The following is a 19307-nucleotide window of genomic DNA, read 5'->3' as shown; positions in this document are numbered from 1 at the left end:
GCTTGCAGGCTTCATGGGTTTTGGGACGATCTTCTTCATCGTGGTGGCGGCGATCGTCCTTTACCAGCTGCGGTCCGTGCTCGGCCGGCGCACCGGCAACGAGCGTCCGCCCTTCGACCCCTACTCCCGGCCGACCGAGGCGCAGCCGCCCGGCAACGTCGTCACGCTGCCCTCGCGCCGCGTGAACGGCACCGAGGAGGCCGCCGCGCCCGCCGCCGCCTACGAGGCGATCGACGCGGTGTCGCCCGCCGGCACGCCGCTCAACGCGGAGCTTCGCCGCATCCGCGACGCGGACCCCTCGTTCGACCCCCGCCAGTTCCTGGACGGCGCCAAGATCGCCTACGAGATGGTGGTCACCGCCTTTGCGGACGGCGACCGCAAGCTTCTGAAGAACCTCCTGTCGCCCGAGGTCTACCAAGGCTTCGACCAGTCCATCGCCGAGCGCGAAAGCCGCTCGGAGCGCATGCAGTCCTCGTTCATCGGCATCAACGACGCCAAGCTCCTGTCGGCCGAGCTGAAGGAGCGCGAGGCGCTGGTGACGGTGCGCATCGTGTCGCAACTCATCTCCGCCACGCTGAAGGCCGACGGAACGGTCGTGGACGGCGATCCCGAGACCGTGGTCGAGGTGAAGGACGTCTGGACCTTCGGCCGCGACACGCGCTCGCGCGACCCGAACTGGCGCCTGGTGGAGACCGAGTCCGAGGACTGACCCCGTCGTGCCCGCCGCCCCGTTCCCGCCCGGCTGGGACGAGGGCGACCCGCGCCCGGCGCTGCGCGCCTTTCGCAGCGGGCCGGTGCTTGCGGGCGACGCGCCGGCCCGCCGCGCGGCCGAGGCGCTGTCCCCCGATCCGTCGCAACTGGAGGCGCGGCGCTTCTTCCAGCGCTTCTTCCGGCCCGCTGAGGCCGTGGACGGGTTCCTGACCGGCTACTACGAGCCCGAGCTTCCCGCCTCGCCGCAATGCGTGGGCCCCTTCCAGTGGCCGCTCTACGCCCCGCCCCCCGACCTCGTGCGCCTCGAGGGCGCCGCGCCGGGCCTCGACCCCGAGGCGCGCTTCGCCCGGCGCCGCGCGGACGGCGCGCTCGAGCCCTATCCCGACCGCGCGGCGATCGAGGCGGGGCTGCTCGCGAACCGGGGCCTCGAGATCGCCTGGCTCCGCTCGCCGGTGGACCGCTTCTTCGTCCACGTCCAGGGCTCGGCCCGCCTGGCACTGCCGGACGGGACGTCGATGCGCGTCGGCTATGCCGCCAAGAACGGGCACCGCTTCACCGCGATCGGGCGCGTCCTGGTGGCGCGCGGCGAGCTGGCGCTGCCCGAGGCCGACATGGCCGGCATCCGCCGCTGGCTGGCGTCGCGCCCGCTCGAGGACGGGCTCACCCTGATGCGCGAGAACCGCTCCTTCATCTTCTTCCGCGTGGTGGAGGGGGTCGGCGCGCGCCAGGGTCCGGTCGGCGCGGCGGGCCTGCCGCTCACCCCGTTCGGCTCGCTGGCGGTGGACCCGCGCCACCATCCCTACGGCTCGCTCCTCTTCGTCTCGGCGCCCGGCCTCGTGGTCGAGGGGCGCCCCTTCCGGCAGCTTCTCGTCGCGCAGGACACGGGCTCGGCGATCGTCGGCCCCGGCCGCGGCGACCTCTTCGCCGGGTCGGGCGAGGCGGCGGGTGAACTGGCCGGCACCATCCGACACCCTTGCGCGTTCACCGCGCTCCTGCCACGGGGGAGCGAACGGAACGGGGACGACGGGTGAGAAAACGGCGCGCGCTGACGGGCGAGGAGAAGCGGCTCTGGCGGGCGATCGCGATCACCGCCAAGCCCATGCGCGGCCGTGCCATGCCGGAAGCCGAGGCCGAGGCCGAGTTGCCCGCGCCCGCGCCGGCCTCGCTTGCCCCTGCCAGCCCCGCCGCCCTGCGCGCCCTCCTCGACGGCACGACGGCTCCAGCGCCCGCTCGCGCGCCTTCCGCGCCCCTTCCGCTTCATCCGATCGAGCGTCCCGTGCGCCGCAAGATCGGGCGCGGGCGCATCGCGCTGGAGGACCGGATCGACCTGCACGGCCAGACCGAGGCGAGCGCGCACGGCGCGCTTCTCTTCTTCCTGCGCCGGGCCCAGGCGAACGGCCTTCGCATCGTTCTCGTGATCACAGGGCGCGGCGCCTCGTTCGGCTCCACCGGCTCGCTCAAGCGCGCCCTGCCGCACTGGTTCTCGACCCCCGACTTCCGCGCGCTCGTCTCGGGCTTCGAGCCGGCCGAGCGCGGCCACGGCGGCGAGGGCGCCTTCTACGTGCGCGTGCGCAAGCGGCCCGGCTCGCCGTGACCGCGTTCGGCGAGACGGTGCGCTCGTGACGCCGTTCGGCGAGAAGGTGCGCGAGCTGCGCCGCCAGAAGGGCGTCACGCAGACCGAGATGGCGCAGGCGCTGGGCGTGTCGGGCGCCTATCTTTCGGCGCTGGAGCACGGGCGGCGCGGGCGCCCGACCTGGCAGCTGCTCCAGCGCATCATCGGCTATCTCAACGTCATCTGGGACGACGCCGAGGAGCTGGAGCGTCTCGCCGAGCTCTCGCACCCCAAGGTCAGCGTCGCGACCGGCGGGCTGCGACCCGACGCCACGGCGCTCGCCAATCGCCTGGCCGAAACCATCGCCATCCTGTCGGAAACCGACGTGCGCACGCTCCTCGAAACGCTGGAGGAGATGGCGTCCCGGGCCGAAAAGGAGCAGGCCGCGCGGCGTCGCCGCTAGGACCCGGCGTTGACGCTCGCGCGAGCGTGATCGCCCCACACGGGTGGGTCTCCCCTCGCCGCCGCACCGGAGCCGACTAATTTCCGCAGTCGATCTTGCGACATCCTTCGGCTCCGGCCCGAGGCGACCCGGACTTCAGCCATGACCCGACACCCCCTCCGGCGCCGCCGCGACCTGGCCGCGCTCTCCCTCCTTCTCGTGCTCGGCGCCGCCGCGCCGGCGCTGGCCCAGGGCAGTGGCGGAGGGCAAGCGGAGCAGGGCGAGGAAAAACAAGGCGACAAGGACACAAAGGGCGGCATCGACCTGCCGCTCGTCGGCCACGTGCCCCTGCCGGGCTTCCTCGCGGGCCTCTTCGGCGGCAAGGAGGAGGGCGGCAAGAGCGCCGGGAACGGCGGCGGCCAAGGGGGCGAGGGCGGCGAGGGCGGCACCACCAACGGCGAGCCGCCCGCCGTGATCGTCCACACGGTCGCCACGCAGTCGGTCGGCGACACGTTCGACTTCATCGGCACGATCCAGCCCATCGAGCAGGTCTCGATCCGGGCGCGCGTCGACGGCTACATCCAGGAGGTGTTCTTCACCGGCGGCCAGCGCGTCAAGCAGGGCGACCTCCTGTTCCAGATCGAGCCGGCCCAGTACGAGGCCTCGGTGCGCGCGGCCGAAGCCCAGCTGTCGGGCGCGCAGGCCACCGTCAACCAGGCGCAGCGGGACTACAACCGGCAGGAGGAACTGGCCTCCTCGGGCGTCACCGCGCGCGCCACGCTCGACACCGCCACCGCCAATCTCGAGAACGCGCAGGCCGCCCTTCTCCAGGCGCAGGCCGCCCTCACGCAGGCCCAGCTCAACCTGTCCTACACGCGCATCACGGCCGCGATCGACGGCGAGATGAGCCAGCCCCTGATCACGCGCGGCAACTACGTCTCCACCACCACCACGACCGACCTCGCCACCCTGACGCAGATGGACCCGATCTGGGGCGTCTTCCCGATCGCCGAGGACCAGCTCGTCACCTGGCAGCGCGTCGGCATCGGCGCGGGCGAGGAGGCGCCGGTGGAAACCGCGCAGAACGGCCGCACGAGCGGTGCGGGCGGCGGCGGCGAGGGAGAGGGCGACGCCTCCGTGCCCGACCAGGCACCCGCCCAGACCACCCCGCCGACGGATGCCGGCACGCGCATCGCCTCGGCCGACGGCACGGGCGCGGCCGGCGCGCCCCCGCCGCCCGAGGGCGCCGCGGTCGACGCCTCGGCCTCGGCGGACGACGCGCAGATCGGAACGGACTACCATCTCAACCTGCGCCTTCCCAACGGGGCGGACTACAAGCCGGCCGGCGACTTCGACTTCGTCGGCAACACGGTGAACTCCACCACCGGCACGGTCGAGGCGCGCATCAGCTTCCCCAATCCCGGCGGCTTCCTGCTCGCCAACCAGAACGTGACGCTGGTGGCGAGCCAGAAGGATCCGCCCGTGCGCCCGGTCGTGCCCCAGGCCGCCGTCCAGCTCTCGCGCGAGGGCCGCTCGGTGCTGGTGGTGGGCGAGGGCGACAAGATCGAGCGGCGCGCGATCGAGGTCTCGGCCGAGCCGGTCGGCAACAACATGTCGGCCGTCACCTCGGGCCTCCAGGGCGGCGAGCGCGTGGTGGTGCGCGGCTCGGCCAGCGTGAAGGAAGGCACGACCGTGCGCCCGCTCACGCAGGAACAGGCCGACGCCGAGGCGCAGGCGCGACGCGCCGAGCGGCCCGACGCCGGGAACGGCGAGAAGGGCGAAAACACGCAAGGCGAGGGTGCCAAGGCACCCGAGGGCGGCGCCTCGCAGAACGGCGGCCAGGGCAGCGGCTCGGGTTCGGCGCGATGATCTCCGACATCTTCATCCGTCGCCCACGGCTCGCCGGCGTCGTCTCGATCGTCGTGGTGCTGGCGGGTCTTCTCGCGATCCTCGTCCTGCCGGTCTCGCAGTATCCCGAGATCACGCCGCCCACCGTCTCGGTCTCGGCGACCTATCCCGGCGCCGACTCCACCGTGCTCGCCCAGGCCGTGGGCGATCCCCTGGAGCGCGCCATCAACGGCGTCGAGAACATGATCTACATGTCCTCGACCTCGACGGACTCGGGCACCTACTCGCTGTCGATCACGTTCGCGATCGGGACCGATCCCGACATCGCGCAGGTCAACGTCTCGAACCGCGTCCAGCTCGCCACCGCCCAGCTGCCCGAGGCGGTGACGCGCCAGGGCGTGACGGTGCGCTCGCGCTCGCCCAACTTCCTGATGGCCGTCGCCTTCTCCTCGGAAGGCGGGCAGGTGTCGACCATCGACATCGGCGCCTACCTCTCGTCCTCGATCGTCACCGCGCTGCAGCGCGTGGAGGGCGTAGGCGACGCCAACGTGCTCGGCAACGCCGACTACGCCATGCGCATCTGGACCGATCCGGTGCGCATGGCCGCGCTCTCGATCTCGCCGGCCGAGGTCACCGCCGCGATCACGGCCGAGAACCTGCCCGCCTCCACCGGCCAGATCGGCGGCTCGCCCGCCCCCGACGGCCAGGCGACCGTCTACACGATCACCTCGCAGGGCCAGCTCAACACGCCCGAGCAGTTCCAGAACATCGTGGTGCGCGCCGAGGCCAACGGCGCCATCGTGCGCCTGAAGGACGTGGCGCGCGTCGAGCTCGGCTCGGAAAGCTACGCGGTCAACACCTATGTCGGGACGAACCCCGGCAAGACCATCCAGATCAACCAGGCGCCCGGCGCCAACGCGCTGCAGACGGTGACGGCCGTGCGCGCCGAGCTGGAGCGCCTGCGCCCCGAATTTCCGCAGGGGCTCCAGTACCAGATCATCTACGATTCCACGCAGTTCGTGGACGCGACCATCCACGAGATCGTGCTGACGCTCGCCATCACGGCGGCGATCATCGTGGTGGTGGTGTTCCTGTTCCTGCAGGACTGGCGCTCGACCCTCATCCCCGCGCTCGCCATCCCCGTATCGCTGATCGGCACGTTCGCGGTGCTGCTCGCCATCGGCTTCACGATCAACGTCATCACGCTGCTCGCGCTGATCCTCGCGATCGGCCTCGTGGTGGACGACGCGATCCTCGTGGTGGAAAACGTCCAGCGCGTCATGACCGATCGGGGCGTCGACCGTACCGAGGCGACGCAGATCGCCATGCGCGAGATCACCGGCCCGATCGTATCGACGACGCTGGTGCTGCTCGCCGTGTTCCTGCCGACCACCTTCCTGCCCGGCCTGTCGGGCCAGCTCTACCGGCAGTTCGGCTTGGCGCTGTCGATCTCGATGGTGCTCTCGGCCGTCGTGGCGCTGACGCTGACCCCCGCGCTGACGGCCTCCATGCTGCGCCCGCCGACGGCCGCCTGGGGCCCGTTGCGCTGGTTCAACAAGGGTCTCGACCGCACACGCAACACCTATGCGCGCACCGTGTCCTTCCTCGTGAAGCGCGTCGTCGTGGCGCTCGGGGTGCTCGCCGTCGCCTTCGTGGTGGCCGCCTTCTCGCTCGTCTCGCTGCCCTCGACGCTCCTGCCCGACGAGGACCAGGGCGCGATCCTGTTCGACGTGTCGCTGCCCGACGGGGCCTCGCTCCAGCGCACCACGGAGGCGATGCTGGAGATCGGCGACATCCTGAGCGAAACCGAGGGCGTGAACGCCTACGTGCTGAACGCGGGCTACTCGCTTCTCCAGAGTTCGCAGCGCACCTCGGGGGGCCTCGGCATCGTGACGCTGAAGCCCTGGGGCGAGCGGCCCGACCTCTTCACCATCCTCGGCGGGCTGCGGGCGAAGTTCGCCGCCATCCCCGGCGTCCAGGTCGCGGCCTTCCCGCCGCCGCCCATTCCCGGCCTCGGCTCGGTCGGCGGCTTCACCTTCCAGCTCCTCGCCCAGCAGGGCCAGGACCCGGCCGAGATCGCCCAGGTCGCTGACGCCTTCGTGTCGGCCGCCAACGAGCGGCCCGAGATCGAGGGCGCGCGCACGACGTTTTCCGCCGACGTGCCCCGCCTCTACATGAACATCGACCGCGACCGCGCCGAGACGCTGGGCCTCAGCGTCCAGGACATCTACGACACGGTCGGCTCCACCATGGGCGAGACCTACGTCAACCAGTTCATCTACGACGGCATCATCTACCAGGTGCGCCTGCAGGCGGAGGCCGGCGCGCGCACCGTCACCACCGACATCGGCGACCTCTACGCCAAGAACTCGAGCGGCCAGATGGTGCCGCTGCGCTCGGTGGTGAAGGTCGACACGACCTTCGGCCCCTACGCGGTGCCGCGCTTCAACCTCTTCACCGCGCCCGAGATCACCGGCCAGCCCGCAAGCGGCTACTCGTCGGGCGCGGCCCTCAAGGCCCTGCAGGAGGTGGCGGCGGAAAAACTGCCGCCGGGCTATTCCTACCAGTTCTCCGGCACGAGCTACCAGGAGCAGCAGGCGGGCTCGGTCACCTACATCGCCTTCGCGCTCGCCTTCGTCTTCGCCTACCTGTTCCTGGTCGGCCAGTACGAGAGCTGGCTCCAGCCGCTCGCCGTGATGCTGTCGATCGCGATCGCGGCCGCCGGCGCGGCCGGTGCGCTCGCGCTGTTCGGCTACACGTCCAACATCTACTCGCAGATCGGCATGGTGATGCTGATCGGCCTCGCCGCCAAGAACGCGATCCTAATCGTGGAGTTCGCCAAGGAGCGGCGCGAGGTGGACGGGATGGAGATCACGGAAGCCGCGGTGATGGGCGCGCGCCAGCGCTTCCGCGCCGTCCTGATGACGGCGCTCGCCTTCATCCTCGGCCTGATCCCGCTGGTGACCACGAGCGGGGCGGGCGCGGCCTCGCGCAACGCCATCGGCACGGCGGCGATCGGCGGCATGCTGGCGGCGACCCTGATCGGCATCTTCATCGTGCCGGCGCTGTTCGCGCTCTTCGAGCGCATGGGCGAGCGCCGCAAGGGCCTGTTCTGGGGGCGCGAGACGCGGCGCGGCAAGCGGCGGCCGGAGGAGCGCACGAAGGACGAGATCGAGCGCGACGGCCGCTTCCCCTGGCGCTTCGAGCCCAAGGGACCCGCGCCGGACGCCACGCCCGCCGAGTAGTCAGCGCGGGAAGATGGCGCGCAGGTCGGCGAGCTTCTCGTTGACCAGCCAGCCGTAGTAGTTCTCCTCCGGCCAGCGGGGGCCGAGGCCGCCGGCCGCGCGCTGGCGGTTCTCGGCGGCCAGGCGCCCCGCGCGCCCGATCGGGTCGCCGACATTGTAGAGCGTCGCCGTCAGGCCCGGGTTGCCGGAGATATCGAAGCCCGCGATGTCGCGATAGGCGTCGATCTCCGCCGCGATCACCGCCGCCACGTAGTCGAGCGACTGGTCGGGGTTCATGATCGCGGCATAGACCTCGCCCGCCTTGGTCATGTCGAGCGCGGGCAGCCCGGAGACGCGCTCCACCCGGTCCGAGACCGAAAGGGCGGTCAGCGGGTTGAGCTGGCCGAGCCCGAAGGTCTGGCCGGCATAGTAGGGCTGGAAGAAGACCGCGCCGAAGCGGTTGTCGGGGTAGGGCACGCCGTCCACGGTGCGGCCCCGGAAGCGCCGCTCGAACACGCGCTCGCGGCAGCTCCACAGCGCCGCGTCGCCGGCTTCCCGGCACTCCGAAAATTCCGGCCGCGCCACGAAGCCGGCGATCGTCTGGCCGCGATAGCTGAAGTCGAGCCCCGAGTTCAGGTAGCTCATCGCCTTGACGTAGTAGGTCTGGAGGCGGTCCATCGCGTCGACATTGTAGGTGTGCTCGCCCACCAGCGCGCCCGCGATGTGCACGGGGTCGATGCGGTAGCGCCGCGCGCTCGCGCGGATCTTCTCCTGCAGGTCGCGGCTCGTGGCCAGCAGCTCGTGGATCCGCCCGTACTTCGCCTCGAAGGTCGAGCGCGTCGCCGCCGTGCGCCGTCCCGAGGCACCGGGAACGGCGGGCTGCTCGGCATTGCGGTTTCCCGGCGGGACGGGCGTCGCCGCCGTGACGGGCGAGGCCAGGAGGAGCGCCGCGAGAAGCGGCGCGGCGAGGCGGAGCATGAGCCGTCTTTCGGTGGATCGGGAGCGTCGGGTCAGCGAAAAACCGACGAATGCGGTCAGGTTAGGGCAGGACGGTGCCCGGCCGGTAGTCCCGGTTTCACGTGAAACAGCGCTTGTGGCCCTGCGGACACGGCGCGGGGCGCGGATCTCAGCGCGCGTAGCGGGTCGGCAGGCGCGTCTCGTGCTTCACGGTCTCCATGGAGATGTAGGCCGACATCTCGAACAGGGTGACGCGCGAGACGAGGCGCTTGTAGATCGTGTCGTAGGTCTCGACGTCCGGCAGCACCACCTTGAGGATGTAGTCGAAGTTGCCGGTCAGCCGGTGCACCTCGACGATCTCGGGCACAGCCTGGACGGCGGCGCGGAACTCCTCCAGCCAGCCCGCCTCGTGGCTCGACGTCTTCACGATCACGAAGACCGTGGTCGGCAGGTTGACGCGGCGCCGGTCGAGCACGGCCGTTCGCCGCGCGATCACGCCGTCGGCCTCCAGCCGTGCGATGCGCCGCGAGCAGGCCGAGGGCGACAGGTTCACCCGCTCGGCCAAGGTGGCGACGGGGGTCGAGGCGTCCTCCTGGAGGAGCGCAAGGAGATGATGGTCGCGGTCGTCGAGCATGGGACGTTCGTGCAGTGTTTCGAGAACCGTTGCAAGATAGAGGCGCGAATGCAACGAACGGCGCTCATCGCGTGCATGCGTTCCCCCTTCCTTCGCCCGAGAACGCATCCCAGGCCGCCCGCGTCGCCCGCACACTTCCCGCCGGGATCGAAACACCATGGAGCGGGCGATGAAGCGGATCGGGCTGATCGGGGGCATGAGCTGGGAATCGACGGCGGTCTACTATCGTCTTCTCAACGAGGCGGTGCGCGAGCGTCTCGGCGGACTCGCCTCGGCCGACGTCCTCGTCCACTCGCTCGACTTCTCGGCCGTGGTGGCGCTCCAGAAAGCGGGGCGCTGGGACGAGGCGGCCCGCATGCTGGCGCGAAGCGCGCAAGGTCTGGAGCGGGCCGGCGCGGACTGCATCCTGATCTGCACCAACACGATGCATCTCGTCGCCGACGCCGTGCAGGCCGCCGTCGGCATCCCGCTCGTCGACATCGTGGCCGAGACCGGACGGCGCATCGCGGAGGCCGGCCACAGCCGCCCGCTGCTTCTGGCCACGCGCTACACGATGGAGCACGGCTTCTACCATGCGCGCATGGAGGCCGGCGCCGGCCTTCGCCCGATCGTGCCGAACGAGGCGGACCGGGCGCTGGTGCACCGCGTCATCTTCGAGGAGCTGTGCGCCGGCCGTGTCCTCGACGCGTCGCGCCAAGAGATGGAGGAGGTCGTCCGGCGCGGCCGCGACCAGGGCGCCGACAGCGTCATCCTCGGCTGCACCGAGATCTGCCTTCTGCTCGATCCCGCCAAGCAGGTGCTTCCCGGCTTCGACTCCACCACGATCCATGCCGAGGCCGCGATCCGGCTGGCGCTCGGCGAGCCCCTCGCGGCCCCGCGCCAGCTTGGGGAACGCATCGCAGCATAGGATCGGGCGACGCGCCGCCTCCCACGCAGAGCCTTCCCCGCATGTGCCGCCTTCTCGCCTATTCCGGCCAGCCCCTCTTCCTGGAGGATCTCCTGATCCACCCGGAAGGCTCGCTGGTCTCCCAGTCCATGGCCGCGCGCGAGGCGCGCACCGTCGTCAACGGCGACGGCTGCGGCCTCGGCTGGTATGGCGAGCGCGAGGAGCCGGGCCTCTACCGGGGCATCCTGCCGGCCTGGAGCGACCGCAACCTCGTCTCGCTCTGCCGGCAGATCCGCTCGCGGCTGTTTCTCGCCCATGTGCGGGCGGCGACCTCGGGCGAGGTCTCCACCGGCAACTGCCATCCCTTCGCGCAGGGAAAGCAGCTCTTCATGCACAACGGGCAGATCGGCGACTATCCGCGCCTGCGGCGCGAGGTCGAGGCGATGATCCCCGACGCGCTCTATGCCGAGCGGCGCGGGACCTGCGACTCGGAGGCGATCTTCCTGGCCGCGCTCGGCCGCGGCTCGGAAGTCGATCCGGCCGGCGCCTATGCCGCGACCCTGCGCGAGATCCTCGCCCTCAACGGGGGTCCCGACGAGGCGCTGCGCTTTGCGGCCGTCCATTCCGACGGCACGCGCCTCTTCGCCTTCCGCTGGGCGAGCGACGGCCAGCCGCCCTCGCTCTACGTGAAGCTCGGAGCGGGCTCGGCGCTGGTCGCCTCGGAGCCCTGCGGCTGCGACCCGGCCGGCTGGCAGCCCATCCCGCCGGGCTCGGTTCTCGAAGTGGCGAACGGCGAGGCGCGCCTGCGCCGCTTCGATCCGCTGGCTCAGCCGAGCGCCCACGCTCAACCCAGCGCCGCGCCGCGCGTTTCGGCCTTGAGCGAGAGCGCCGCCACGGCGGCCGCCACTAGGAACGCCGCGTAGAGGCCGAGCGCGCCCGCAAAGCTCTGCGCGGCGAGCGGCGCGAGGAGGCTGGGCGCCAGAAGCCCGCCGAGCCGCGCCACCGCGCCCGCCGCCCCCATGCCGGTCGCGCGCAGATGCGTGGGGTAGAGCTCCGGCGTCCAGGCGTAGAGCGCCCCCCAGGTGCCGAGGAGGGCGAAGCTCATGAGGAGCGTCGAGGCGGCAACGAGCGCCGCAGAAGGGTCCAGCCCATAGAGAAGGCAGCCCGCCGCGCTGAGGACGAGGAAGCCGGCCAGCGTCGGTCGCCGCCCCCAGCGCTCGACGCCGTAGGCCGCCAGCGCGTAGCCCGGCAGCTGCGCCAGCGCCACCACGAGCAGGAAGAGCTCTCCGCGCAGGAAGCCGAAGCCCTGCGCGGCGAGCTTCACCGGCAGCCAGACGAAGACGCCGTAATAGCTCATCGAGACGAGAAGCCAGACGAGGAGGATGAGAAGCGTGCGGCGCCGCAGGTCCGGCCCGAGGATCGAGCCGCCGGCAGCGGTTCGGGGCGCGGGGGCGACGGCCGGCAGTTCGCCCTGGTAGCGGTTGATGCGCGCGAGCCGTTCCAGAACGGCGCGGGCTTCCCGTTCGCGGCCCCGGCGCAGGAGGTAGAGCGGCGACTCCGGCACGAAGAAGCGCGCGGCCAGACCCACCAGCGCGGGAAGCGCGGTGAGAAGGAAGATCGTGCGCCAGGCCGGGCCATCCGAGAGACGGGGCGCGGCGAGCGCGGCGAGCGCCAGCGCGATCGTGCCGAGCGCCCAGAAGCCCTCCAGCGCGACCAGCCAGCGGCCCCGCCCCTTGGCCGGCAGGAACTCGGCCATCAGCGCGTAGTCGACGGGCAGCGTGCCGCCGACGCCGAGCCCCGTGAGGAAGCGGAAGGCGAGGAGCCACGCGAAGTCCGGCGCGAAGGCCGAGGCGAGACCGAACAGGGCGTCGATCGCGATCGTCAGGAAAAGGACGCGCCGCCGCCCGATCCGGTCGGCGAGCCGCCCGAAGAGGCTCGCCCCGACCAGCATTCCGGCGAAGAAGGCGGTGCCGACCTGCAGCGCCTGCGGCACGCTCAGGCCGAACTCGGCCGCCAGCGAGGGCGCGGCGAAGCCGACGCTCAGCACCTGCATCGCGTCCGCCGCCCAGACGAGGCCGAACACCAGAAGAAGACGCCGCTGGAAGGGGCCCGCGCCGATGCGGGCGAGGGCGTCCTCGAAGGAGACGGATGTACTCATGAACTGCTCCCGGCCGGACGGGGCGACGGCGACGCCCCCGGCTCATCCCTCCGCGCGGATGACCTGCTTGTCAAAGCCGCGGGCGTCGGGCGCCGCGCGCCGCGAAGACGGGAGCAAGCAACTCCCGCTGGGATGACAGTCGGACAGCACGACACAACCCGCCGGTGTGCCGTCCGGACTTGCTTCTTCCGTAGCAATACAGACCCTGGAATTAGAGCGGCCTTAAGTTGCCGCATGCAACGTTCTGCGTGATCCGAAGCAGGTGCGCCGGATCGCGAGGGTCCCGTGACGCGGAAAATATCCATCTTCGCCGGGAATGCGTCGGGGACCGCGGCCATCGAGTTCGCCCTGCTCGGCTCGGTGTTCTTCCTGCTTCTTCTCGGTCATTTCGAGGTGGCGCGGCTCCTGTTCCTGCAGCACCGTCTGGACGATGCGACGGTCGTGGCCTCTCGCGCCATGCAGCTCGGCGTCGCCCAGCAGGCCCAGGACGACACGGCGCAGAAGTTCCGCGACAACCGCCTGTGCCCGGCGCTTGGCTCCTTCCTGGACTGCTCGCGCGTGATCGTCGACGTCGGCATCCTGCCGGCTGCCAGCTCCTCGTTCGACGGCAACACCTGGAGCGGGGTCGCGGTCGGCTCGCTGTCCGGCAACCGCTTCTGCATCGGATCGACGGGGCAGTACATGTTCCTGCGCGTATCCTATCCGCAGCCGCCCCTCCTCTCCGCGCTCCTGCCGGACGGCATGTTCACGACCTATGCGGGCGAGCGCGTCACCATGCTCCAGTCCTTCGCCGCCTGGCGCAACGAGCCGGTGGACGCCCAGCAGACGGGGCCGTGCCAGTGAGCCGTTCCCCCTTGCGTTCCCTCCTGATGGCGTTCGGCGCGAGCGAGCGGGGCGTGGCCGCCATCGAGTTCGCCTTCATTCTTCCCGTGCTCCTGGTGCTGCTCCTCGGCACGTTCGAGATCAGCAAGTACATCCAGACCAACAATCAGGTCGTGCGCACGGTCAGCATGATCGGCCAGATGGCCTCGCAGCTGCCCGCCTCGGCGCAGGCCGGTGACGTCCAGCGCATCTGGAGCGCGGCGCCGCTGATCGCGCCCGAGGCCCTGCGGACGGCCGAGCGGCTCGGGCGCGGCGGCTGGAGCGACGCCCTGTCGGTGACGATCACCAGCATCGCCTTCACCAAGCGCGACAGCGCCTGCCAGACCGCCTGCGAATACGAGGGCAACGTCGCCTGGAGCGTCGGCCAGTCGCCCGTCGCCTGCGGCAAGATCCCGTCCGGCGCCGCGGTCGCGCCGACGAGCGAGACGATCCCGAGCGAACTCTACGGCTCGGGCAGCGTGCTCTTCGTGCGCGCCACGCTGCCCTACGCCCCCTATCTCGCGGGAACCAGCAATTTCCTCGGGGGGCTGGCGGGCTCGCTGACGACCACCATGGCGGAATCGAGCTGGTTCCTGCCGCGCAACGCATCGCGCATCGTTCTGTCGGGAACGGGCGCCGCCAATCCTCAAGTCAGGCTGTGTCCGGGGGTCAACTCATGAGACCGAGCATCGGCAGGGCGTTCCGGCGCGACCGGCGTGGCGGCGTCGCGATCATCTTCGGCCTGACGCTGGTGCCGCTCCTGGGCTTCACGGGCCTGGCCACGGACTACGCCAAGTCCGTTCTGGTCAAGCGGCGGCTGGAGCTCGCCATCGACAGCGCGGCGCTCGCCGCCGTCCGGCGCACCGTGGACGTCCTCAACGAGGGCAAGCAGACGCAGGCCGCCGCGATCGCGGCGGGCGAGGCGGAAGGCAGGGCCTACCTCACCGCCCAGTCGCAGCGCATCATCGACTCCGCGCTCGATACCGCCGAGGTCACCGTCGCCGTCTCGGGGGCCACGATCACCTCGCAGACGCGCTACGCGGCGGGCGTGCCGACCGTGTTCGCGCGCCTCTTCGGCGTCGATTCGTTCGCGGTCGGCGGGGCGTCGGGCGCCAGCATGACGCTGCCCCCTTACGTGAACGTCCACGTCCTTCTCGACATCTCGCAGTCCATGGGCATCGGCGCGACCGCGGCGGACCAGGACATCATCCGCAACATGCAGGTCCGGCGCTTCAGCGGTTCGGGCTCCTGGGTCGGCTCGAACGGCTGCGCCTTCGGCTGTCACATCGTCCAGTCCGAGTTCAAGAGCAACGATCCGCGCTATCCCACCAAGAGCACCTACGACATGGCGCACGACAACGGCGCGCGCATGCGCATCGACGTGGTGCGGGACGCGGTCGGCAAGCTTGCGACGAGCCTCCTCGGTCAGGAGGACAAGCACTACCAGGTCGCGATCCACACGTTCCATTCCTCGTTCGACACGCCGCTGGCGCTCACCGGCACGGCCGCGACGGCCAGCACCGCCATCGCGAAGCTCGCCACCTCGACGCGCGAGGGCGGCACCAACGCACATGTCGCCTTCAGGAGCCTGCAGAGCCTCATCGGAACGCCCGGCGACGGCCTGTCGCCCGACAAGGCCAAGGCGATCGTGGTTCTGATGACCGACGGCACCGAGGACACCCAGATGGAATATCCGGACCACGACGGCATCACCTGGGACCCGAACTTCGTGTACTTCGAGCCCACCGCCGGCGACTGGGGCGGCAAGATCCAGTCCTTCGACCCGCGCATGTGCCAGCCCCTCAAGGACAAGGGCGTGCGCGTCATCGCCGTCAACACCAAGTATCTCGTGCCGGCGCAGGACTCGAACGCCAAGTTCACGGCCATCAAGGACTGGCTGCACACCTACATCGACAGGAACATGGCGGCCTGCGTCAGCGCGGCGGGCGACTATTACGACGCCTCGAGCCCCGCCGACATCGACCGCGCCGTCGAGCAGATCATCAGCTCGATCGCCAAGCCGCTCGCCCTGACGCACTGAGCGGCGGCAGGGAGGAAGAAAACTGCGACGCGATCCATGACGGCGGCATCTTCGATCATGACGCGGCGGCGCGAAACGACTAAAGCGTTGCGGAGGGAACGCGAAGCGGCGTCCCGCGGACGACCAGGGAGAGACGTGTGCCCGATGCGCAAGCCCGAACTTTTCGGGAGAGCCTTCGCGCCGGAGGCGACTGCGGCAGGCTGATCGCCGCCCGAGACTGGAGCGAGACGGCGCTCGGCCCCGTCGAGGGCTGGCCGCCGAGCCTGCGCACCGCGCTTCAGCTGCTTCTCGCCTCGCCGGTGCCGATCGTGATGCTCTGGGGCGCCGACGGCATCATGCTCTACAACGACAGCTATTCGCGCTTTGCGGGCGGGCGCCACCCCGAGCTTCTGGGCTCGAAGGTCCGCGAGGGCTGGGGCGAGGTCGCCGCCTTCAACGACAACGTCATGGGGCAGGTCCTGGCGGGGGAGACGCTGCATTACCGGGACCAGGAACTGACGCTCCTGCGCCACGGGCACCCCGAACAGGTCTGGATGAACCTCGACTATTCGCCGGTGCCGGGCGAGGACGGGCGGCCGGCGGGCGTCTTTTGCATCCTGGCCGAGACCACCGGGCGCGTGGCGGCCGAGCGCGCGCGCGCGGCGGCCGAGGCGGCGCTCGCCGACAGCGAGGCGCAGTTCCGCCTCATGGTCGACACGGTTCCCCAGATCATCTGGATCACGGATGCCGACGGGCGGATGGAGTTCCTGAACCGGCAGTTCTCGGTCTATACCGGCGCGCCCTTCAGCTCCATGTCGCCCGGCGAGATCGCGGGCGCCTTCATCCACCCCGACGACGCCCCCCATGTCGTGGCGACCTTCCAGGCCGCGCGCGAGGGCGCGACGACCCACATCTGCGAGCACCGCATCCGCTCGGCCGGGGGCGAGTACCGCTGGTTCCTCGACCGCGCCGAGCCCTATCGCGATCGGCAGACCGGCGAGATCCTGCGCTGGTTCGGAACCTCGGTCGACATTCACGACCGCCGCGCGGCCGAGGACCGTCTGCGCGAGCTGAACGCGACGCTGGAGGGTCGCGTCGCCGAGCGCACCGCCGAGCGCAACATGCTCGCCTCGATCGTCGAGAGCACCGACATCATGGTGATGGCGGTGGACCTCGACTACACCATCCTCGCCCTCAACCAGGCCAATGCCGACGAGTTCGAGCGCGTCTTCGGCGTGCGGCCGAAGGCGGGCGACAACATGCTGGAGCTTCTGGCCCCCTGGCCGCACCTGCAGGAAGAGGTGCGCGCCGGCTGGGCGCGGGGCATGACCGGCGAGCACGTGACCTTCGTCGAGGAGTTCGGCGACCCGAACCGGGCGCGGCCCTACTACGAGGTCAACTTCCGCCCGCTTCGCGACGAGGCGGGGCGGCAGGTCGGCGTCTACCAGTTCGTCACCGACGTGACGGAGCGGCTGCGCCGCGAGGCCCAGCTCCTCGAGGCGCAGGAGGCGCTGCGCCAGTCGCAGAAGATGGAGGCGATGGGCCAGCTGACGGGCGGCGTCGCGCACGACTTCAACAACCTTCTCACCCCGATCGTCGGCACGCTCGATCTTCTGCAGCGGCAGGGCGTGGGCGGCGAGCGCGAGCAGCGGCTGATCACGGGCGCCGCCCAGTCGGCCGAGCGCGCGAGCCTTCTGGTGCAGCGCCTCCTCGCCTTCGCGCGGCGCCAGCCGCTCCAGCCGCTCGCGATCGATCTCGGCGACCTCGTCGCCGGCATGGCGGACCTCGTTTCCAGCACCACCGGACCCCGGATCGAGATCGTGGTCGAGGCGCCGCCCGGCCTCGCCATGGCGCGGGGCGACCCGAACCAGATCGAGATGGCGCTCCTGAACCTGGCGGTCAACGCGCGCGACGCCATGCCCGACGGCGGCCGGCTGCGCATCGCGCTCAGCGAGGAGCGTGTGGCGGCGGACCACCGCTCGCGCCTGCCCGAGGGCACCTATCTGCGGCTCGGCGTCGAGGATACCGGCCACGGCATGGACGAGGCGACGCTGGCGCGCGCGGTCGAGCCCTTCTTCTCCACCAAGGGCATCGGCAAGGGAACGGGCCTCGGCCTGTCCATGGTGCACGGGCTCGCCTCGCAGCTCGGCGGTGCGCTGACGATCCGGAGCCGGGTCGGCGCGGGAACCGAGGTCGAACTCTGGCTGCCGCGCGCGGCCCGCGCCAGGGGGGAGGCGCTCGCCGCGCCGAGCCTCGTCGGACCCGCCGCCCCCGCGCGCGGCGGGCGCGTGCTTCTCGTGGACGACGAGGTCTTCGTGCGCATGAGCACGGCCGACATGCTGGACGAGCTCGGCTACGAGGTCGTCGAGGCGGCCTCGGCCGAGGAGGCGGCCGGGCTCGTGGAAGGGGGCGAGCGGTTCGACCTCCTCGTCACCGATCATCTGATGCCGGGCATGACGGGCATGGAGCTGGCCGCGCTCGCGCGCCGCCGCCGCCCGGAGGCGGGTGTCCTGATCGTCTCGGGCTATGCCGAGATCGAGGGCATCGCCGCCGGGGTCGCGCGCCTCACCAAGCCCTTCCGCAAGGAGGACCTGGCCGCGAGCCTGGAGCGGCTCGCGGAAGCGGGCGAGGCGCTCAGAGGATGAAGCGCGACAGGTCGGTGTTGCCCGCGATGCCGTCCAGCGCCTTGTGGACATAGGCGGCGTCGACGCGGAAGCTCTGCCCGGCCTTGTCGGGCGCCTCGAACGAGATCTCGTCGAGCACCCGCTCCATCACGGTCTGGAGACGGCGCGCGCCGATGTTCTCGACCGAGCCGTTGAGCTGGACGGCAAGGTCGGCGATCGCGTCGATCGCGTCCTCGGTGATCTCGAGCGCGACCTTCTCGGTGGCGAGCAGCGCCACGTACTGCTTGATCAGCGACGCCTCGGTCTCGGTGAGGATGCGGCGGAAGTCGTCGCGCTCCAGCGCCCGCAGCTCGACGCGGATCGGCAGGCGGCCCTGCAGCTCGGGCAGGAGATCGGAGGGCTTGGAGACGTGGAAGGCGCCCGACGCGATGAAGAGGATGTGATCGGTCTTCACCGGGCCGTGCTTGGTCGCGACCGTCGTGCCTTCCACCAGCGGCAGGAGGTCGCGCTGGACGCCCTCGCGGCTGACGCCCGCCCCGCCCCGTCCGTCGCCGTTGTTGGCGACCTTGTCGATCTCGTCCAGGAACACGATGCCGTTGTTCTCGACCGCGAAGATCGCGTCGGCGACCACGGCCTCGTTGTCGAGGAGCTTGTCGGACTCCTCGTTGATCAGAAGGTCGTAGCTTTCCTTGACGCTCGTGCGGCGCGTCTTGGTGCGACCGCCCATGGCCTTGCCGAACATCTCCGACAGGTTGAGCACGCCCACGTTGGCGCCCGGCATGCCGGGGATCTCCATGCCCCCGAAGGGCGAGGCGGTATCGGCCACCTCGACCTCGATCTCCTTGTCGTCGAGCTCGCCGGCGCGAAGGCGCTTGCGGAAAGAATCGCGCGTGGCGGGCGAGGCGGTCTTGCCGACGAGGGCGTCGAGAACCCGCTCCTCGGCGCCGGCATGGGCGCGCGCCTTCACCTCCTCGCGCTTCCTCTCGCGCACGAGGCCGATGCCGACCTCCACCAGGTCGCGCACGATCTGCTCGACGTCGCGCCCGACATAGCCGACCTCGGTGAACTTGGTGGCCTCGACCTTCAGGAAGGGGGCGCCCGCGAGCTTGGCGAGGCGGCGCGAGATTTCGGTCTTGCCGACGCCGGTCGGACCGATCATCAGGATGTTCTTCGGCGAGACCTCCTCGCGCAGGCTGCCTTCCAGCTGCTGCCGGCGCCAGCGGTTGCGCAGCGCCACGGCCACGGCGCGCTTGGCGTCGCGCTGGCCGATGATGTGGCGGTCCAGCTCGGAAACGATCTCGCGGGGGGAAAAGTCGGTCATGCCTCGTGCCGTCCAGTGGGAGGGCCCGCCAGCCGCGGCGCCCGTCGGCCCCGAAGATGGGAACGCCGC

General features: G+C 71.0%; 16 protein-coding genes. 12 read left to right on the top strand and 4 right to left on the bottom strand.

The annotated features are described in order from the left end of the window. The first annotated feature begins 13 nt into the window (after positions 1-13). The 6 genes from AUL35_RS12545 to AUL35_RS12520 all read left to right on the top strand — a co-directional run bounded on the left by AUL35_RS12545 (position 14) and on the right by AUL35_RS12520 (position 7798). The gene (locus AUL35_RS12545) at positions 14-709 is read left to right on the top strand and encodes a Tim44/TimA family putative adaptor protein (protein ID WP_062015267.1); all 696 of its coding nucleotides are present in this window, start codon (positions 14-16) and stop codon (positions 707-709) included. Positions 710-716: 7 nt separating this feature from the next. Continuing rightward, positions 717-1742, top strand: coding sequence for a murein transglycosylase A (locus tag AUL35_RS12540; RefSeq protein WP_062015265.1), 1026 nt, complete (start codon positions 717-719; stop codon positions 1740-1742). Further along, on the top strand, positions 1739-2305 hold the full coding sequence (locus tag AUL35_RS12535; protein WP_062015263.1) for a Smr/MutS family protein: 567 nt from the start codon (positions 1739-1741) through the stop codon (positions 2303-2305). The genes AUL35_RS12540 and AUL35_RS12535 overlap by 4 nt, the downstream gene beginning before the upstream one ends. A gap of 25 nt (positions 2306-2330) precedes the next feature. Next, positions 2331-2726 (top strand): helix-turn-helix transcriptional regulator, encoded by a 396-nt coding sequence (locus AUL35_RS12530; protein ID WP_062015262.1) that lies wholly within the window; start codon positions 2331-2333, stop codon positions 2724-2726. Between the two features lie 141 nt (positions 2727-2867). Then, positions 2868-4574: an efflux RND transporter periplasmic adaptor subunit gene (locus AUL35_RS12525; RefSeq protein WP_062015260.1), complete on the top strand. Its 1707-nt coding sequence runs from the start codon at positions 2868-2870 to the stop codon at positions 4572-4574. After that, on the top strand, positions 4571-7798 hold the full coding sequence (locus AUL35_RS12520) for an efflux RND transporter permease subunit (protein ID WP_082666303.1): 3228 nt from the start codon (positions 4571-4573) through the stop codon (positions 7796-7798). The genes AUL35_RS12525 and AUL35_RS12520 overlap by 4 nt, the downstream gene beginning before the upstream one ends. Here AUL35_RS12520 and AUL35_RS12515 read toward each other — a convergent pair whose 3' ends face one another. Together AUL35_RS12515 and AUL35_RS12510 are read right to left on the bottom strand one after the other, a co-directional pair. Then, a complete protein-coding gene (locus tag AUL35_RS12515; protein ID WP_062015259.1) occupies positions 7799-8755 on the bottom strand; it encodes a DUF1402 family protein in 957 nt (318 codons plus the stop codon). It lies immediately after the preceding gene. Positions 8756-8903: 148 nt separating this feature from the next. Continuing rightward, positions 8904-9368 carry an Lrp/AsnC family transcriptional regulator gene (locus AUL35_RS12510; protein WP_062015310.1) on the bottom strand — a complete coding sequence of 155 codons (465 nt, stop codon included), beginning with the start codon at positions 9366-9368 and terminating at the stop codon, positions 8904-8906. 169 nt (positions 9369-9537) lie between these two features. On the opposite strand from AUL35_RS12510, the gene AUL35_RS12505 reads away from it, so the two are divergent. Beyond that, positions 9538-10275 (top strand): aspartate/glutamate racemase family protein, encoded by a 738-nt coding sequence (locus AUL35_RS12505; protein WP_062015309.1) that lies wholly within the window; start codon positions 9538-9540, stop codon positions 10273-10275. Positions 10276-10316: 41 nt separating this feature from the next. Next, complete coding sequence (locus tag AUL35_RS12500; RefSeq protein WP_082666302.1) at positions 10317-11177, top strand: class II glutamine amidotransferase; 861 nt, start codon at positions 10317-10319, stop codon at positions 11175-11177. Here AUL35_RS12500 and AUL35_RS12495 read toward each other — a convergent pair. Continuing rightward, positions 11099-12412 (bottom strand): MFS transporter, encoded by a 1314-nt coding sequence (locus AUL35_RS12495; RefSeq protein WP_062015258.1) that lies wholly within the window; start codon positions 12410-12412, stop codon positions 11099-11101. The two genes, AUL35_RS12500 and AUL35_RS12495, sit on opposite strands and share 79 nt — an antisense overlap. Positions 12413-12697: 285 nt before the next feature. On the opposite strand from AUL35_RS12495, the gene AUL35_RS12490 reads away from it, so the two are divergent. The 4 genes from AUL35_RS12490 to AUL35_RS12475 all read left to right on the top strand — a co-directional run bounded on the left by AUL35_RS12490 (position 12698) and on the right by AUL35_RS12475 (position 17938). After that, positions 12698-13255 carry a TadE/TadG family type IV pilus assembly protein gene (locus AUL35_RS12490; protein WP_062015256.1) on the top strand — a complete coding sequence of 186 codons (558 nt, stop codon included), beginning with the start codon at positions 12698-12700 and terminating at the stop codon, positions 13253-13255. Beyond that, complete coding sequence (locus AUL35_RS12485; RefSeq protein WP_156417976.1) at positions 13252-13953, top strand: TadE/TadG family type IV pilus assembly protein; 702 nt, start codon at positions 13252-13254, stop codon at positions 13951-13953. The genes AUL35_RS12490 and AUL35_RS12485 overlap by 4 nt, the downstream gene beginning before the upstream one ends. Next, positions 13950-15314, top strand: coding sequence for a TadE/TadG family type IV pilus assembly protein (locus AUL35_RS12480; protein WP_062015254.1), 1365 nt, complete (start codon positions 13950-13952; stop codon positions 15312-15314). The genes AUL35_RS12485 and AUL35_RS12480 overlap by 4 nt, the downstream gene beginning before the upstream one ends. Before the next feature lie 137 nt (positions 15315-15451). After that, on the top strand, positions 15452-17938 hold the full coding sequence (locus tag AUL35_RS12475; protein ID WP_062015252.1) for a PAS domain-containing sensor histidine kinase: 2487 nt from the start codon (positions 15452-15454) through the stop codon (positions 17936-17938). Here the strand turns inward: AUL35_RS12475 and hslU are convergent. Continuing rightward, positions 17928-19238 (bottom strand): ATP-dependent protease ATPase subunit HslU, encoded by a 1311-nt coding sequence (gene hslU / locus AUL35_RS12470; protein ID WP_062015251.1) that lies wholly within the window; start codon positions 19236-19238, stop codon positions 17928-17930. The two genes, AUL35_RS12475 and hslU, sit on opposite strands and share 11 nt — an antisense overlap. Between the last annotated feature and the right edge of the window lie 69 nt (positions 19239-19307).

This window comes from Aureimonas sp. AU4, assembly GCF_001463765.1.
Classification (GTDB): domain Bacteria; phylum Pseudomonadota; class Alphaproteobacteria; order Rhizobiales; family Rhizobiaceae; genus Aureimonas.
This window is presented reverse-complemented; position numbering and strand designations above follow the sequence as displayed.

Excerpts from the sequence above, each read along its gene's own strand:
- AUL35_RS12545 (WP_062015267.1), top strand. The coding sequence starts at position 14 with ATGGGTTTTGGGACGATCTTCTTCATCGTGGTGGCGGCGATCGTCCTT.
- AUL35_RS12525 (WP_062015260.1), top strand. The coding sequence starts at position 2,868 with ATGACCCGACACCCCCTCCGGCGCCGCCGCGACCTGGCCGCGCTCTCC.
- AUL35_RS12520 (WP_082666303.1), top strand. The coding sequence starts at position 4,571 with ATGATCTCCGACATCTTCATCCGTCGCCCACGGCTCGCCGGCGTCGTC.
- AUL35_RS12515 (WP_062015259.1), bottom strand. The coding sequence starts at position 8,755 with ATGCTCCGCCTCGCCGCGCCGCTTCTCGCGGCGCTCCTCCTGGCCTCG.
- AUL35_RS12510 (WP_062015310.1), bottom strand. The coding sequence starts at position 9,368 with ATGCTCGACGACCGCGACCATCATCTCCTTGCGCTCCTCCAGGAGGAC.
- AUL35_RS12505 (WP_062015309.1), top strand. The coding sequence starts at position 9,538 with ATGAAGCGGATCGGGCTGATCGGGGGCATGAGCTGGGAATCGACGGCG.
- AUL35_RS12500 (WP_082666302.1), top strand. The coding sequence starts at position 10,317 with ATGTGCCGCCTTCTCGCCTATTCCGGCCAGCCCCTCTTCCTGGAGGAT.
- AUL35_RS12495 (WP_062015258.1), bottom strand. The coding sequence starts at position 12,412 with ATGAGTACATCCGTCTCCTTCGAGGACGCCCTCGCCCGCATCGGCGCG.
- AUL35_RS12480 (WP_062015254.1), top strand. The coding sequence starts at position 13,950 with ATGAGACCGAGCATCGGCAGGGCGTTCCGGCGCGACCGGCGTGGCGGC.
- hslU (WP_062015251.1), bottom strand. The coding sequence starts at position 19,238 with ATGACCGACTTTTCCCCCCGCGAGATCGTTTCCGAGCTGGACCGCCAC.